Source organism: Cytobacillus sp. FSL W8-0315 (assembly GCF_038002905.1).
Classification (GTDB): Bacteria; Bacillota; Bacilli; order Bacillales; family Cytobacillaceae; genus Cytobacillus; species Cytobacillus pseudoceanisediminis.
Genome location: NZ_JBBOOC010000001.1, coordinates 2826236 through 2841515, shown reverse-complemented (window position 1 = coordinate 2841515; position 15280 = coordinate 2826236). Strand labels below are relative to the sequence as shown.

The window sequence follows — 15280 nt, the reverse complement described above, 5'->3', positions numbered from 1 at the left end:
CAAAAAGGTATTTCCCCCAAAGTTAAAGGCTAAATAAAACCTTGAAGAATAGATTTTATGGTCAGACACCATTTTCTAAATGGATTTCTTGATTAAATGATTAACATAAAGGAAGAAACCCTGCGCCATGGCAGAGTTTCTTATCTAATCTTTTCTTATAGTCTTGTTTTTGGTGGTTTTAACAGTTAGTTATTAAATCCTTTTTACGAATTTCGGTTCCTAACGTCTTAACTCTACTTCTTGTTCTTTATTAATAGCTTATTTGAATCTTTTACTTAATTACCAGTAAACCAAAAGCCATTATGAAATAATTAAACTCCTGTACTCTTCTAAAATCTATTCCCTAACTCGTAAGAATAATGTACGAATACTATTCCGTTACAAAAACCTTGCTCAAATGCCAGTCCATAAATTTTTTATGGTTTGGTTCCAGCTCTATCTTCATATCTGGGTTAACATTTAGGAGTTTTTGATTTTCTTGACTAAGGAGAGATGAAATGACTATATTACCATTACTATTAAAGCTAATTAACCCCTTATCAAATGCAGCGTCGTGGGATGGACATAACAGTATGCCATTATAGAAATTAATTCGTTCTCTATCGTCACTGTGACTCCAAGGTTTAATATGACTAGCAACTAGTAGATTCATATTATCCACCCCGCAAAGCTTACAAACTTTCGTACGCTTGAGTAGTGTTTCACGAAATTTCCCTTGAGTAAGTCTAGTTTTAAGGAGATATTGCTTTTCACTTGGTGAAAATCCATTAACATCTGGTAAAGTGGTTTGTTCTCCAGAATTTCCATCCATCACTGAAACGGAATTTAGACCCTCTTCAACAAATTTCACCCACTCTTTTGGAGCGTACCTAAACGTATCTCCATTATAATCCTTAAGTTCTGCCAGCCATTTCCTGCTAATTCCCTCTAATTCAATTTCTACCATAGTAAAAGTGGCCCTATAATTCTGGAACTGACTTCCTTCTTCCCCAACTGTAACTAACTCTAATGATTGGTCTACTGCTGTCCCCTTAACACCAGGAACAGCTAGACCTAGAAATTCCACATTTGAGGCAATCCCCGTGGATTCAAATACAAAAATAGGAGGGATAGTCCTTCTAATTTCAGGTGATTTTGAAGCGGCCTTTTCGAATAAATCCTTTAATAGTAAATTCCCTCTTTGCTTTGTATTTAGATAATGATTTCCTGGTTCTCGATTGTCACCATAATATGTAAAGGTTTGGTTTTTTTTATCATAGAAATCTGGCCACTCCTTCACTTTTCCCGTAGAATAAATTACAGCAAAAGCAACATCTTTTGTTGATTTTCCGTTTTTTTCTTTCATAGATTTCCTAAATCCACTTCTATTTCCAACACTTCTTAAAAAGCCGTCAACTTTAAATATCTTTGTTAAAGGATCATCGGCAGGAGGACTTCCTTTTGAACCACCTTCATATATTGAGTTAACTATTAATATAGCTTGACTTAGTTCATCATATTTAAATCTCATTACTTTGACCTCTAAGAAGCCAAATTGGACTCACATTTAAAATTCTTGAAATGTAATCTAGCTCATAATCTTTAACTCCGCGAATTCCACGTTCTATCTCTGATATATCAGATTGAGTTAAATTAACTTTGTACTCAACCTCTAATGCAACAGCTAATTCTACTTGATCCATACTGACCCGTTTTCTAGCTTCCTTTATTCTATTACCGCTAATATTTGCTCTTTCCATCTATTAATCATTCCTCTTTATATTATTAGTAGTTTAAAAATAAAAAATAAAGACACCAACAGTAGACGATTTTCGTCTTTTTGGTGTCTTTATCGCAAAAATATAATCTATTAAATTCATCGATGCGTCTTGTACCCACATATTACAAATTAAAGAAAAAAAGCTGCTCATTAATTGAACACCTTTTTAAGTAATAATTATTAAATATGTCTGAGTATTTATGGCATTATCTAAATGTACGTTATGACATTTAATTTTCCAGTCTATATAAGACCTGCAAAATTTAATATAGACTACTTGTCAACATTCCTTTATGCAAATACACTCCTTCTGGTACAAAACGTCCAGAAGATATTAAGGAGAGGAAACACAGGGACAGTTCTTATGTTTCTCTTTCAGAGTATAACCGCGTGAACCATCCCCTGATTACCTAGTTTAGAAAAATCAATAATTAGTTTGCAAAATGAAATTTATTTCTGTTTCTTTCTGTCAAAGCTCTCCTCAGCTCCCGTGCCCTCTCAAAAACCGCCTCCACAAGCTTCACCGTATTATAACAACCCTCCACATCCAACGTTTCATCATTGGTATGCTCTTTAAAATAACCAACAGATAAATTGACACTCTATATCCCATTTGAAGCCCAAATCCTAGTGTCACTGCTTCCTCCATTTGTGCATTTCCAGTTCGTTAAACCTGCCTTTATTGCTGTAGACTCAATAATCTTGCCGTATTTTCCATCGCAGAACGGAATGAATCCACCACATGAGACTACGATATCACCAGTGCCGCGGCGATCAAGGACAACAGCAGCATCTACGTCCCAGAGGAAGTATTCATCAACATGCTGAGCCCCCACTAGCCCTATTTCTTCTTCAATGGTTAAAATAAATTTCACAGTGCCGCTGAATCTGCTTTTTTTTAAGTTTTTGCCCATTTGCAGCAATACCGCCACACCCGCACGGTCATCTGCACCAAGTATCCCGGAGCTGCTGGTCCAGATGTTTTTTTCCTTTAATATTATTCTGCCTGGATCGATCGGAAGTACAGTATCCAAATGGGCATTTAATAGAATAGTTGGTCCATGGCCGCCTCGATAGCGTTTTTGAGCCCGGATGTTGCCTTTGCTGTCAAAAGTTAGATGATCAACTAGAGGAGCAAGAATCCTTTCTGCATGCTTGCGGATTTTGCCCTCGTTTCCGCTTTCTCCGCTGATGTTAAGGAGTTTCTCCAGCTGATCAAAAAACAGCTGTTTTTCGATTTCTTCCGTTTCCAGTTCCAGGATGGCTGCATCTATGATCAAGGCTTTTTTCAGCTAATTCTAAAAGCTCCTCTCTGGAATGCGGCAGAATCAAGCGCTGGTTTCTGACTTTGACATTTTTTCAGAAATGATGCTGAAATGTTTTGCCGCTTTATCCATAGATACACCAGGACGAAATTGGATGGAAGCATATCTTTTTCCATGGCCGTCGCAGCTTCCCATAGTAAATAATTCTAGACGATTTAATTGACGGACCAAGCCACTGATATACAGATCTAATTCCCTGATTTTCGGCTCTTCTTTTTCGGCATGGAACCAAAGCCCTTCTCCATATCCTCTGTGAGAAAAATCAGCTGCAACTAGCCACTCTTTTTCAGTAACAGGCTCAGAGTGAATAGTAAGAAAAAAATGCTGACGTGTGAAGTTTGCACCTGCTTTTTGAAGGCACTCAATTAAAAACTCTATATTTTCTTCGGTTTCATTTAAAAAATCAAACTCATTTTTAGAGTACTCCCTCACAGCAAAGCCTTGACGAATGAATAATGTATTCCAGCTTTTCATTGAACATCATCTCCCTTTCGTGAATGTAGCTTCATTATCACAAAAAGACGATGACAGCCCTGTCATCAGCTTACATAGTCATTCGCAAAAGCGTCATCAACCCTGAAAAGAACAATATATGGAACCGTTTCGTTGAAATAATACGCTGTTTCTCCCCTGTACTGTTTTACATCGATAATGTCAGGCATACTTAATGTTTTCATTCGAGTTCCAAGACGTTCTATTGATTTAATGAAGGTATTTTTCTTAACTTCTCCGTCAGGTCCGGTTTTTCCAAAAAAGTCCTTCATCGTCATTCTGTTGCATGATTCTTTTCATTAGATGACAGCAGAAAATGCCTGATCATATTTGCCTGTCCCGGAGTAATTATGGTCTCTTCCCCATTAAAGAACAGGACATTTTCGCGATCATTAAAATAAACGACAAGCGTATTCTTTTCCCCATTTTCAGCAATTTCCTCACAAGTGTCTTTCGAACAGGTCTCAATATGTCCTTTTGAAATTTTATAAAAAGCATGATTCTTTAAAAACTGCTCATTATCCCTCAGTGCTTCATATAATGGTGAAAGTGCTAAATTCGGGAGCTGCTGCTGAGGAGTATGGGATATCTTCCATTGCTTCATATGTTGAACTTGCCACATATAAAGCACTGTTTGCCAGATACATATGTGCGTGAAATTCCTGTTGCTGATTTATGCTAAAGCTTGGGTGATCCCCTAATTTATGATAATTTAGAGCCCCTTGAAAATAGCGTACTGCTTGACTGTATTCACCTTGCTTATAAGCTAAAAACCCTAGTCTATAATAGGCAATCGGAATATTTTTTTCATAACTCAATGCCTTCTTTAATGATGCTACAGCAATTTTATCATCCTTAATTTGATTCATTTTTAAATATGTACCATATTTAACCAGGTAGGAAACTAGCAATTTTTTTGTGTACTGAAGAGAATGAAAGTACATAGCTCTATCTTTTCTTACAAGTGGAATTATTCTTTTATACATCTCTTCATAGACATTTATCAGTTTGGCGTAATAACCGAAATTGCTTTGTTCCCCATTTTCATGTAATTCTTGTTCAAGGTCCTCAAGCTCTTCAAGGGTTAAGTCTCTTAATCTCATTTTTCTCACACTTCTCCTGTTCCACTCTTTGTAGTATTTTTTAATTAGCAAAAACAGCATACCATATTTTAACAGCAAGATAACTCCGCATTACAAAAAGGCAAGCAGTACATATTCATGCCAATACCCAAATCAGAGCAATAGCTACAAAATCCCATCCCATGCTAAAATACTAGATATATATTCTAGAAAAGGAATGAATGTCTATTAATCTCCCTGACAAGGTGAAAAACCTGCCCTTAACTCCAGGCGTATATCTGATGAAGGATTCGCAAGGTCAAATTCTGTATGTGGGGAAGGCGAAAAATCTAAAGAATCGGGTTCAGTCTTATTTCCGAAACTCTACACAGCATTCTCCCAAGATTAAAAAGCTGGTCAAACACTTAAGGGATTTTGACTATATCCTGACAGATACTGAATTCGAGGCTTTTATGCTTGAATGCCAATTAATTCAAAACATTAAGCCGCTATATAATCGAATGATGAAGAGTCCGCAGTCATTCATTTATATCTCGATCAGCCTTACCGGCAATCATCGTAAAATTGATATTGCCTTTAATCCCATTGAGAATGACGGCAAGATTTATTTTGGCCCTTTTACAAGCCGAAGCAATGTGGAAAGAGCTCTCCTGGGGTTAAAGGAATGCTTTAAGCTGAATTGCAGCAATCCCAATGGAACGAACTCTGCCTGCCTGAATTATTCCTTAGGCTCATGCCTTGGCAGGTGCCTTGGGGGACCTGCGGAACAACAGTACAATGACATCCTGGACAGGTTTATCGGTTTTCTGAAAGGCACTGACATGAGTATTCTGGAGGACATGAATCAAATGATGCTAAATGCTTCTGAAGCATTTGATTTTGAATCGGCCTCCGCCTATCGGGATCATATACAGGCAGTAAGCTCCCTGTTAAAAAAAGAAAAAGTGATCGAATTCACCGAAGAAAATCATAATATCGCCGCTATCGAAAGACTAACAGATACAACGATTAAACTTTTCCTTATTAAAAGGACGGATATTCTGTTCAGCAACAACTATGCAGCAGCAGGCAACATGGAGGAAAAAATAAAAACGAACATTCTAGCTTATTTAAAAAAAGATGAAGCAAATGCAGCCCGAGACGTTAGCAGACATGAAATCGATGCAGCGCATATTATTTACCGTTATTTACACAGCGGCAGCTGCTCTTATCTCATCATTCCAGAAAACTGGCTGGATCCTGAAAATCATGCCACCCTAGATCTGGCACTAAAGAATTTACTAAATAACCCTCAACACTTCCAACCCCTTATTTAAAATGAATAAGGGGCTGTTTTTATTGCACTTCTATTCACGTAAGATAGAGCTGTAACAGGCATTCCGTGCAAAGGAGCCTAATCCGTACATTTTCAGTTCACATACTCATTAGCAAATGCATCATCCACCCTAAACAAAACAGTAAAAGGAACCGACTCATTAAAATAATAAGCAGTCTCCCCCCTATACTGCGTAACATCAAAAATCTCAGGTATCTCTATTGACCTTAAAGCTTCTTTTAGTCTTTCAATAGATTTGATAAAAGTGTTCTTCTTCACCCCTCCATCACTGCCAGTCCTTCCAAAGAAATCACACATGGTCATTCTCGTGCATGGATTCTCCTTGCTGGAGGATAGCAGGAAGTGTCTCATCATATTGGCCTGGGTTGGGGTGATAATGACTTCCTCCCCATTAAATAAGAGAATATTTTCGCGGTCATTAAAGTACAGGATAAGTTCATTAGGTTCACTGTTTTCGTAGAGGTCTACACATGATTCCTTTGAACATGTTTCCGTTTTATTTTTCGTTATTTTGTAGAACGCGTGGTTCTGTAAGTATTTTTCATTCGTTGCCAATGTTTCAATTAATGGCGAAAGCTCTGGATTCGGCAGCTGCTCCTCCGGCAAATATGGGAGTTTTTCCATCGTTTCATAGGTCTGGCTGGCAACGTATAAAGCGCTGTTAGCCAGATACATATGGGCATGGAATTCCTGCTGCTGATTAAGGTCGTATCTGGGATCATTCAGAAGCTGCTTGTTCAGGGCTTGCTGAAAATAGCGGACGGCTGATCCATACTTGCCATGTTTATAAGCCAGAAAACCAAGTCGATAATAGGCAATGGGAAGTTTTTGCTCTAAACCAATGGCCCTGATCAGCGACTCTACAGCATCACCGTCATTCTTGAAGTGATTCATTTTTATGTAGGGACCGAATTTAATAAGATGGGATACATAAACATTTTTAGTATGCTGAAGGGAATGGTCATATTGTGGTCCATTATTTCTCGCTAAACTTTTTAGCTTTTTATACATCATTTCATAGACGGTCACCAGCTGCATGTAATAGCCGTAATCGCTTTTTTCCCCGTTTTCGTGAAGATCCTGTTCAAGCAGCTCCAGCTCGCCCAGAGTTAAGTCTTTTATCTTTAAAGTTCTCATCCCTACACCCCATTTCTATTAAAAGCTGCCAGCATTGACACCGCATCTATCATGTATCAGGAACACTTTCAACTATATAGAAATCATTCCTCCGTTTCGCGCGAATATTGTCGAATGAAATATGAATTTTTTGTTGCGAATCTCATACATTATAGGTGGCTTAGATCTTCTAATTTCTCCCATATTTACTTCAACTTGAAAAACACGAACAAATGTTTTATTATTTACCTATAATATCCAACGAATGGAGGAACGATTGATGTATGTAACCATTTCAGATTTTATTAATGAATGGAAAAGAGAGGCAGTACTGACGCAAAAGGTGTTGGACGGATTAACAGATGACTCTTTAAAGCAGCAGGTTTACCCGGAAGGACGCACATTAGGGAGAATTGCGTGGCATTTAACAGCAAGTATTCCAGATTATTTAGCTCATTTCGGGTTAAAAATCGAAAAGGCTGTAAATGAAGAAAATGTCCCCGCTTCGGCAAAAGAAATTGCGGATACATTTAAAAAGCTGAGTGAGGAAGCAGCCCTGGCGATTGAGCAGCAGTGGACAGATGACTCATTGAGCCAGACACAGAATGCATTTGGAAGAGAAGAAACCAATGCTCAAATTTTGATGGGGCTAATCAAACACATTGTGCATCATCGGGGGCAATTGACCATTCTCATCCGTCAGGCAGGATTAAAGCCTTTTGGGGTGTATGGTCCGCCAAAAGAAGATTGGGTTAATTTAGGTGTCACGAATCCGCCGCTATAAAAGGGAAAGAGGAAAACGCTCGGAGATTGCCGGGCGTTTTTCTTAGTTTCTAGATAAAAGGCTACCCTAACCAGCCCTCTCTATCCCTTTTCTTCTTCTCCTTCCTCCCCTTTTTTCAAATGACCTTATTAATAAATTCTGTTAAACCAGAAGAAAATCCAACCAGCGCCACTATATATAAGAACCCGAGGATAATGGTCCATCTTTCAAAATGGTAGAAGTCTTTTAGGGCAGCTGCAATGAATAGGAACAAAAAAAAGAGCCTAGCCTCCACAGTACGTTAATGCTTCAACGAACCGAAGGACAGGCCCACATGTTTATAAAAAGATTAAACTTAAAGCTATCTCCTTTAAATGCGGCTGATCTGCCCATAGGATGAAGTAATTGTAGGTTTCTCCTTGGATTGTAATGGGAGTTGGATACCTTACGATTAAAGCTGATTGATTCAGCATTTCTGCTGGCTGGTCCGCAGAGGGAAAAATGTAGCAGGCTTCCTGGTTTTGAATTCGAGTCTTCAAGATGCTTGGCATGGATCCATAGGGCAGTAATGGATGGAAAGCTTCGCCATGGCACACCTCTTCTAAGTTTTCACCTGCTGAAATCGCTGATATTTGAAAAAAGCCGTCAGCACCTTCGTATCTTTCCTCGTTCACTTTTCGCCAGTTTGACGGATATTGGAAACGAATCTTGTAGGCAGTGTTCGTATATGTGGTCTTTTGGGTACCATCCAATAGGGCAGTTGGAGACCATTGAAGTGACTGAATGTTAACTCCTGCAATTAGCCGTATCGGGACGGGGTGACGGAGGTCGATAGCCCACATTTCACTTGCAAATTCCTGTTCCGTGCATCCACTAAGATAGGCTATTTTTGTTCCGTCTGTTGACCATGTGACAGGCGATGCAAAACAATTGGAAATAGCCCAGATTCGATCCTCTTCTCCTCGCCTCCCCACCGTTCGAACTTGTGAAAAATACCCGCGATCTTCAAAGGCGGTAGAGCTATAGGCAATTTTCAAAGAATCAGGTGACCATGTAGGATAATAATTTTTTGCAAGGGGCCCGCCTTTTACTTCAACCACATTGCCTGTTGAAAGCTCAACGGTGTGAATGATGGAGATACTGACACCTGGTGTTGTATAAAGAACAAAGCTTCCGTTGGGTGATAGCTGGGCATTATTAAGCCGCCCTCCTGTGTTACGTGTAATTTGCTGTTTCCCGGATCCATCGGTTTGAATTCGGAAAAGCTGGCTAATTCCTGATTCATCCGGTGCCTGAAAAAGCAGTTCCCTGCCGCTCGGAAACCATTGAATATCTGTTGAGTCAGACTGTTGAATGCTTTGCGGTTGATGAGACAGAACGTTGTACATAATAATGCGACCTTGCTTCGTATAAGCAATTTGGCTGCTGTCAGGCGACCAATCCAATTTGAATTCAGCACCTTCTTCCATCTGATCGATTTGAGCGATCGCACCAGATGCCACATCCACAACATATATAATTCTGTTCTTTCCAATAAACGCAATTCTCCTGCTATTAGGTGACCATTCTGGACTTGAAAAAGAGTCACCCAATCCAATGGTGAGCTGCACGTTCTCTCCTGTCCGGGGATTATATAACCAAATATCATATTGGCCTCCTCTATCAGCAGTATAGGCAATCAGGCCTTGGCCACCAGGAGGGGCGTATGGAATCCTTAATTTCATTCCGGGAAATAGCTGTGAGGATGATAGCTGGTTTACAAACCGAATAAGCTCAGTATTTGGCTCCCCATTCGTAATGACATTAAAACGAATGGCAAGCTGATAAAGTGTATCCCCTGGCTGGACGGTATAATATGGAACACCTGGCGGAACCTTTAATAATTGACCGGGCTGAATGACATAGGGTGGCTGAAGCTGATTCGCCTCTATGATAACTGAAGGCGGAACTTTGTAAAATTGTGAAATTCGATACACTGAATCTCCTTGCCTAACACGCACAGCATCAACCCCAGGTGGAACGGACAGCTGCTGACCGATATAAATCGTGTAAGGGGGCTTCAAATTATTTGCCGCAATAAGGGAATCGGCCGGAATTTCCCATCTCCTTGATATCCCGTACAGCGTATCACCTGAACGTACTGTATAAAAAATTTGCATGATCTTCACTTCCCAAAGAATAAATTTCCATTGAGGAATTAAATGCGCACACACTATCTGCCCATATACTATTCAATAGGAAGTGCGAGGTTCAGTGCGAATGAGGAGGAATTAGATAAAAAAGAAATTTAATTCCTATATAGATAGCTCTTTTACAAATCTGTATAGCATGATTCGATTCAGGAAACGCCTGAAGGAATCATTATTAGCGAAAAAATTGTGGTAAAAAGATAAAAAACCTTCAAATGGGAAGGTTTTTTACTAAGCTGCCCTCTTAACTTCGTCATTGCAGCTCTGAAACATAATTTCTTTAGGATTCGATGATCCCGCTCCTGCAAAGGCACCATCCAGGGTATCGAATCCTCCGATCACCGTCATTAAGATGGCATCCTATTTGAAAAAACAATATGTATTCCATATCTCGATGAAAATCGAATTATTTAGCTCTTATAATAGAAATGAAGCAATAAGAAACTAAAACCAAATCAGTAAAAGGAGCTTAATATTATGAGTAGCAAAGGACAATCATTAAAGGCAAAAACCTTTCACCGCTTACATCAGCAATCGTCCACCTTTGTTCTGCCAAACGCATGGGATGTAATCAGTGCAAAAATGTTTGAAGAATGCGGCTTTAAAGCGATTGGAACAACAAGTGCTGGCATCGCTGCTTCTTTGGGGTACTTTGATGGGCAAAGTATACCTCTTAACAAAATGGTTGAAACGATTGAAAATATCGCCAAATCAGTGAATGTTCCTGTGAGCGCAGACATTGAGGCAGGTTATGGACAGACAGTTGAAGAGGTTTTAGAGACCGTAAAAGCAGTAGCTGCTGCTGGTGCTATCGGGATAAATCTGGAGGACGGTACAGGTGATCCTAACCGGCCTATCTTTGATATCACATCCCAAGTGGAAAAGATAACAGCTATCAAAGAACTTTCAGAATCCAGAAATATGCCTTTATTTATCAATGCACGAACAGATCTATATTGGTTAAAAATTGGGGATTCTTCAACGCGATTACAAGAAGCAATAAAGCGGGCAAAAGCCTATCAAGATGCAGGGGCAGATTGCATTTTCATTCCTGGTTTAACTGATAGGAAGATTATTAAAAAAATTAGAGAGGAAATTTCTTGTCCGATCAACCTATTGGTTGATCCAGAGATGCCTTCTTTATCGGAGTTATCTGAGATCGGAATCGAAAGGCTTAGCTGTGGATCCGTCCCATTCAGAGCCACCCTAACATTCTTACGGACTATCAGTGAAGAGATTGTTAACCGCCAGACCTTTCATCACATGACGAATGGCGATGTTCTTTCTTATAAAAGGTTAACAGAATTCCTTCAAAAATAATAACGAACTCCAAATACCCAGCAAAAATTTTATTATTTTAAGAAGCCGATTTTCTATAATGAACAAATCGGCTTTTTTCATCTTCCATTTTGATGGTTTTCCTTTAGATTGTTTGGTTCTAATTTTTAATTATCAATTGACCTATTGGTTACCGGCGGCTCATTAAACCAGTCTTTCCTTACCAATAACTTAAACCCTTTCTCTGAATAATCTTCCACTTGATCAATTAATTCCTTTAGAGATTTCACGTGACTTTTTTTATAACTGGAAACGACAGCAGTCTGCAGATTGCCGATTGCAATGGGATTTAAGAACATGATTAAGTTAGCCATTAGTTTATCTGAAAATGGGGATTTATTCACCTTTTGAACATGAGCCTCTAATCCGGTCGTTGTCGGGACTCCGTTTTCTCTATATATTTCGGATAAAACATCCACTTGATGATAGGATAATTTGATCCCATCCTGCAAAAAACTCTTTGTATCTTCATCCTTCGCCACATCCGAAAAAGCAGTACATAGAGCTACCCCAACATTATTACATTGAAATGAACCAAACATACTTGCTAATTCAACAGCATTAAGCGGCCTCTGCTGGGTTGATGCCACTTTAAATAATTTGTTTTCTCTGTCTTCAGCATTTGTGTATGAAAAGGACCTGTTTTGCAGCAACCCTTTGTGCTCCAGCAAATTTAAAATAGAAATATCAATTTGAATTAACTTATTGAGTATTTCTTTAAAAAAATTCTTAACCTTTGGGACGGTTAAGTCTGTGTAGTGAAAAGAAAGTACACCCAGTCCATTACTGGTTATATGCTTAAGAATTTCTATCATTAATTGATCAGAAAATAACTTTTCTGAGGGGCTATGTAAATCATTTTCACTAAAAAACGGTGTAACATGTAATCCATTATCAGCTAAGAATTGAAAAGCCTCTTGTTCCTGGAATGAAGAAAGTGTTTTAATCTCAGTTAAAACATCCTTCAAATCAGTATCTTCAGCAGTCTCCATCAGATTTCCCAAAAAAATATTGACCATATTGGAACTTGAATGTAAGTACCAAAGAAAGCCTAATTCGTTTAAATTCATCTAAAAGGCTCCTCCACAATTTATTTCTTATCTTAGTTTGTAAATTGAAAATAGTAATTATTCATTAAATAGTCTCTAAACATCTTACATTGCCTATTATTAAGCTGCTTAACAATAAAACGTCTGTCCTGTTTAAATTGGATCGATGTGTTTCTTACTTATTATCTTCATTAAAATAACACCCACACTGACACCTGGTATTACGCACAATATCGGAAGCCAAATAGGCCCTAATAATACACCAAAAAGCTTAAAGGTAGAGGAATATATACACCCCACTGTAACGAAGTAAGCTGAAGACACAAACGGAAGAAACGAATAACTGTTTTTACCTCCTCCTGCATCTTTAAAGGAATCCCACATCGCAAAGAAATACAAACAAGGATAAAACATCAGCCACAAATAATCGGTTTCTGCTATTGCTTTCTCAATATCTCCATGAAAACTTGAAATAATGACCCCGTTGAAATTCGCTTGTACATTGATAAGGAACTCTAAAAATACAATAACCAATCCCTTTATCAGTTTTCCATTTAAAAATTGCCCAAAACCAGGAAGTGCAATACTCCATAATAGCCTTTCTATAGATGTCGCCATTCTATTCAAGCCCCTTACCATGTTTCTTATAGGTGTTCTCTTCCTGTAATTCCCTTTTAAAGAACAGCAAACTAATTGCCATCTGCCTGAAGATATCAATTAATATTACTCAGCATCACACTTATTATTATGTAAGCACTCTTCTCAAACTAATCTCCCTTTTAATAGGAGAAAAAAAGCTGCCGAACCGGCAGCTGGATTTTAATGCATTCTTGATTAGGTTCGAAGGGCGTAGTAATAGATTAGGGATTTATCATGTCCGAATAAGTGCGATTATATCTGACGGAATACAGCAGCACATATATAACAATAAATGCAGCAAACAGGTTCAGCACAATCAGCGAATGGTTCAAACTGAAAAATTGAGTAAGCGCTCCGACACCAATAACGGGAACGATAAATCCTGAGTACGCGCATAAATAGAAAACCGAAATGACTCGTGGCCGTTCTTTTGGTTCCGGTAACTGTCCGGCAAACCGCAGGGCGATTTGAAAGGTCCATCCGCCCCCGATAGACTGGATGAAAATGCCTGTCCAGAGCAGCGGCAAGCTTGATGTTAACCCGGAAGAAACAATAACCCATGACCCTATCGCAAGAAGCAGGATGCCGAATCTCATACGTGTAATGGGGTGACCCGGCCAAGGAATGAACTGAGCCACAGCTGCTCCACTGAGAAGCACGAAAATGATTAACCCGGAAACAGCAAGGTTAGACGTATGAATGACATTCTTTACGAAATTAGGAATAAGAGCAAACGCGATTCCTTGAATTGTGAAAACTGTGAAGATAGGCAATCCGGCCATTGAGAAAAATGGAGAACGAATATTATTTGGCACACCAAGCGATATCTTCCTTTTTACGCGTTTTTGTTCAATGGAAACAGAATCTTTAGGAATTGTTTCCAGCACGAATAGTGAGATGATGAGCAGCACGAGCAAAATCCAAAATGGCAAATGGAGTGGCAGGTAATGTATATATTGCAGAATCAAACCCGCGATAGCTGGTCCCAGACCGAAACCAATGAGAATCGTAACACCTGATAATTTGAGAGCTGCACTCATTTGGCTGGGAGAAGTTTGCTTCATAAGAAAAGCAGCAGCTGTACCTGTAAAGGCTCCATATGCGATTCCTTCCAATGATCTGGCGAGATAGAGCATCCAGGAATGATTGCCTGCCAAGAAGAACAAGGTAGATGCGATGGATATCCATATACTGATGCGAACAACCCTTTTTAATCCCCACGTGCTGCCTTTTTCTCCCGCAATAAACAAGGTCGGCAGCAAGAATGCGGCATAAATGGCAAACAAGATCGTGATATGCAGACTGTTCAGCCGGTAAGCCTCACTATATAGAGGGAATAACGGAGTAATAAAGGTAGCCCCACATGACATCAATAGAGAAACCAATAGCATTCTTTTCACTGCGGAATTCCCCACTTTCTATAATAAATTCTCCAAGAAAAAGTTACTTACTAGAAGGTAAGTGTTTGATGTTAAAAAAACCGTTACTACGGTTTTTTTAAGAAACGATCCAACTGATTTAGTACTTCGGCTAATACATCATTACCCAGAACACGTCTATATAATAATGCTCCTTTAACACTTGATAATATCGTAACCGCTACTTGATGGACATCTTGAGAGCTATTTATGATATTTTCAGTTTGTGCCTCTGCAACTAATTCTTTCATTACCCTGATCTCCAGTCTGCTGACTTCCCCAATCTTTTCTTGAACGGCAGATGGCAAAGATTCATAATCCGTCTGCAGTGAAGAAATAGGACAAATTTCAGTACACTCAAATCTTTGAGCCTGCTGCTGGATGAACTGCTTCAGCTTCTCTTCAGCAGAAGCCGGCGAATTTTTAATTGACATTAAAGATTCCTGCAGTCTCAATAAAATGCGTTCTGCAACCGCGACTCCTAAATCCTCCTTCTTCTCAAAGTGATAGTGAATGCTTGCTTTGGTCACCCCAAGCTGTTTAGAAATGTCATCATAGCTGAAGGCTACATACCCTTTTTGCTGGATCAATTTAATGGCTAAGTCTACAATTTGTTTTTTTCTGTTTTCCATGCCTCAATAGTAACTTACTAATAGGTAAGTGTCAAATCGGAAAAATTCTGAGCCAAAATGTTAATTTCATAAATTTAAATATTTCCTCTATCTGCTTGTCTTTCAGCAATAATAAAAATGATAAAGTGCATACAATTTTTGT

Annotated in this window: 16 protein-coding genes; 3 read left to right on the top strand and 13 right to left on the bottom strand. The window is 38.9% G+C overall.

Annotated elements, in window-relative coordinates; all coding sequences use genetic code 11:
* Window positions 1–370 precede the first annotated feature (370 nt).
* The 7 genes from MKY20_RS14655 to MKY20_RS14625 all read right to left on the bottom strand — a co-directional run bounded on the left by MKY20_RS14655 (window position 371) and on the right by MKY20_RS14625 (window position 4679).
* On the bottom strand, window positions 371–1510 hold the full coding sequence (locus tag MKY20_RS14655) for an HNH endonuclease (RefSeq protein ID WP_341001682.1): 1140 nt from the start codon (window positions 1508–1510) through the stop codon (window positions 371–373).
* Window positions 1500–1739: a helix-turn-helix domain-containing protein gene (locus tag MKY20_RS14650; RefSeq protein ID WP_341001680.1), complete on the bottom strand. Its 240-nt coding sequence runs from the start codon at window positions 1737–1739 to the stop codon at window positions 1500–1502. The genes MKY20_RS14655 and MKY20_RS14650 overlap by 11 nt, the downstream gene beginning before the upstream one ends.
* A gap of 622 nt (window positions 1740–2361) precedes the next feature.
* Window positions 2362–3039: a M28 family peptidase gene (locus tag MKY20_RS14645; RefSeq protein ID WP_341001679.1), complete on the bottom strand. Its 678-nt coding sequence runs from the start codon at window positions 3037–3039 to the stop codon at window positions 2362–2364.
* Window positions 3040–3087: 48 nt separating this feature from the next.
* A complete protein-coding gene (locus MKY20_RS14640) occupies window positions 3088–3558 on the bottom strand; it encodes a hypothetical protein (protein WP_341001677.1) in 471 nt (156 codons plus the stop codon).
* Between the two features lie 65 nt (window positions 3559–3623).
* Window positions 3624–3848, bottom strand: a complete 225-nt coding sequence (locus MKY20_RS14635; protein ID WP_341001676.1) for a hypothetical protein — start codon at window positions 3846–3848, stop codon at window positions 3624–3626.
* 2 nt (window positions 3849–3850) lie between these two features.
* Entirely contained in the window at window positions 3851–4180 is a 330-nt protein-coding gene (locus MKY20_RS14630) for a hypothetical protein (RefSeq protein ID WP_341001674.1), read from the bottom strand.
* Window positions 4110–4679 carry a hypothetical protein gene (locus MKY20_RS14625; RefSeq protein WP_341001672.1) on the bottom strand — a complete coding sequence of 190 codons (570 nt, stop codon included), beginning with the start codon at window positions 4677–4679 and terminating at the stop codon, window positions 4110–4112. The genes MKY20_RS14630 and MKY20_RS14625 overlap by 71 nt, the downstream gene beginning before the upstream one ends.
* Before the next feature lie 200 nt (window positions 4680–4879).
* On the opposite strand from MKY20_RS14625, the gene MKY20_RS14620 reads away from it, so the two are divergent.
* Window positions 4880–5974 carry a GIY-YIG nuclease family protein gene (locus MKY20_RS14620; RefSeq protein WP_341001670.1) on the top strand — a complete coding sequence of 365 codons (1095 nt, stop codon included), beginning with the start codon at window positions 4880–4882 and terminating at the stop codon, window positions 5972–5974.
* Between the two features lie 92 nt (window positions 5975–6066).
* Here the strand turns inward: MKY20_RS14620 and MKY20_RS14615 are convergent, their stop codons facing one another.
* Complete coding sequence (locus MKY20_RS14615) at window positions 6067–7131, bottom strand: tetratricopeptide repeat protein (protein WP_341001668.1); 1065 nt, start codon at window positions 7129–7131, stop codon at window positions 6067–6069.
* 259 nt (window positions 7132–7390) lie between these two features.
* Between MKY20_RS14615 and MKY20_RS14610 the strand changes: the two genes are divergently transcribed.
* Window positions 7391–7894, top strand: coding sequence for a DinB family protein (locus MKY20_RS14610; RefSeq protein ID WP_252245094.1), 504 nt, complete (start codon window positions 7391–7393; stop codon window positions 7892–7894).
* Window positions 7895–8211: 317 nt separating this feature from the next.
* Here the strand turns inward: MKY20_RS14610 and MKY20_RS14605 are convergent, their stop codons facing one another.
* Entirely contained in the window at window positions 8212–10032 is a 1821-nt protein-coding gene (locus tag MKY20_RS14605) for a LysM peptidoglycan-binding domain-containing protein (RefSeq protein WP_341001665.1), read from the bottom strand.
* Between the two features lie 507 nt (window positions 10033–10539).
* Here MKY20_RS14605 and MKY20_RS14600 point away from each other — a divergent pair.
* Window positions 10540–11382 (top strand): isocitrate lyase/PEP mutase family protein, encoded by an 843-nt coding sequence (locus MKY20_RS14600; RefSeq protein ID WP_341001664.1) that lies wholly within the window; start codon window positions 10540–10542, stop codon window positions 11380–11382.
* 125 nt (window positions 11383–11507) lie between these two features.
* Here the strand turns inward: MKY20_RS14600 and MKY20_RS14595 are convergent, their stop codons facing one another.
* From MKY20_RS14595 to MKY20_RS14580, 4 genes are all read right to left on the bottom strand, one after another.
* Window positions 11508–12470, bottom strand: coding sequence for a DUF3231 family protein (locus MKY20_RS14595; protein WP_341001662.1), 963 nt, complete (start codon window positions 12468–12470; stop codon window positions 11508–11510).
* A gap of 132 nt (window positions 12471–12602) precedes the next feature.
* Window positions 12603–13067 carry a hypothetical protein gene (locus MKY20_RS14590; protein WP_341001660.1) on the bottom strand — a complete coding sequence of 155 codons (465 nt, stop codon included), beginning with the start codon at window positions 13065–13067 and terminating at the stop codon, window positions 12603–12605.
* A gap of 242 nt (window positions 13068–13309) precedes the next feature.
* The gene (locus tag MKY20_RS14585) at window positions 13310–14479 is read right to left on the bottom strand and encodes an MFS transporter (protein WP_341003352.1); all 1170 of its coding nucleotides are present in this window, start codon (window positions 14477–14479) and stop codon (window positions 13310–13312) included.
* A gap of 95 nt (window positions 14480–14574) precedes the next feature.
* Window positions 14575–15138, bottom strand: coding sequence for a TetR/AcrR family transcriptional regulator (locus MKY20_RS14580; protein WP_217025604.1), 564 nt, complete (start codon window positions 15136–15138; stop codon window positions 14575–14577).
* Window positions 15139–15280 lie beyond the last annotated feature (142 nt).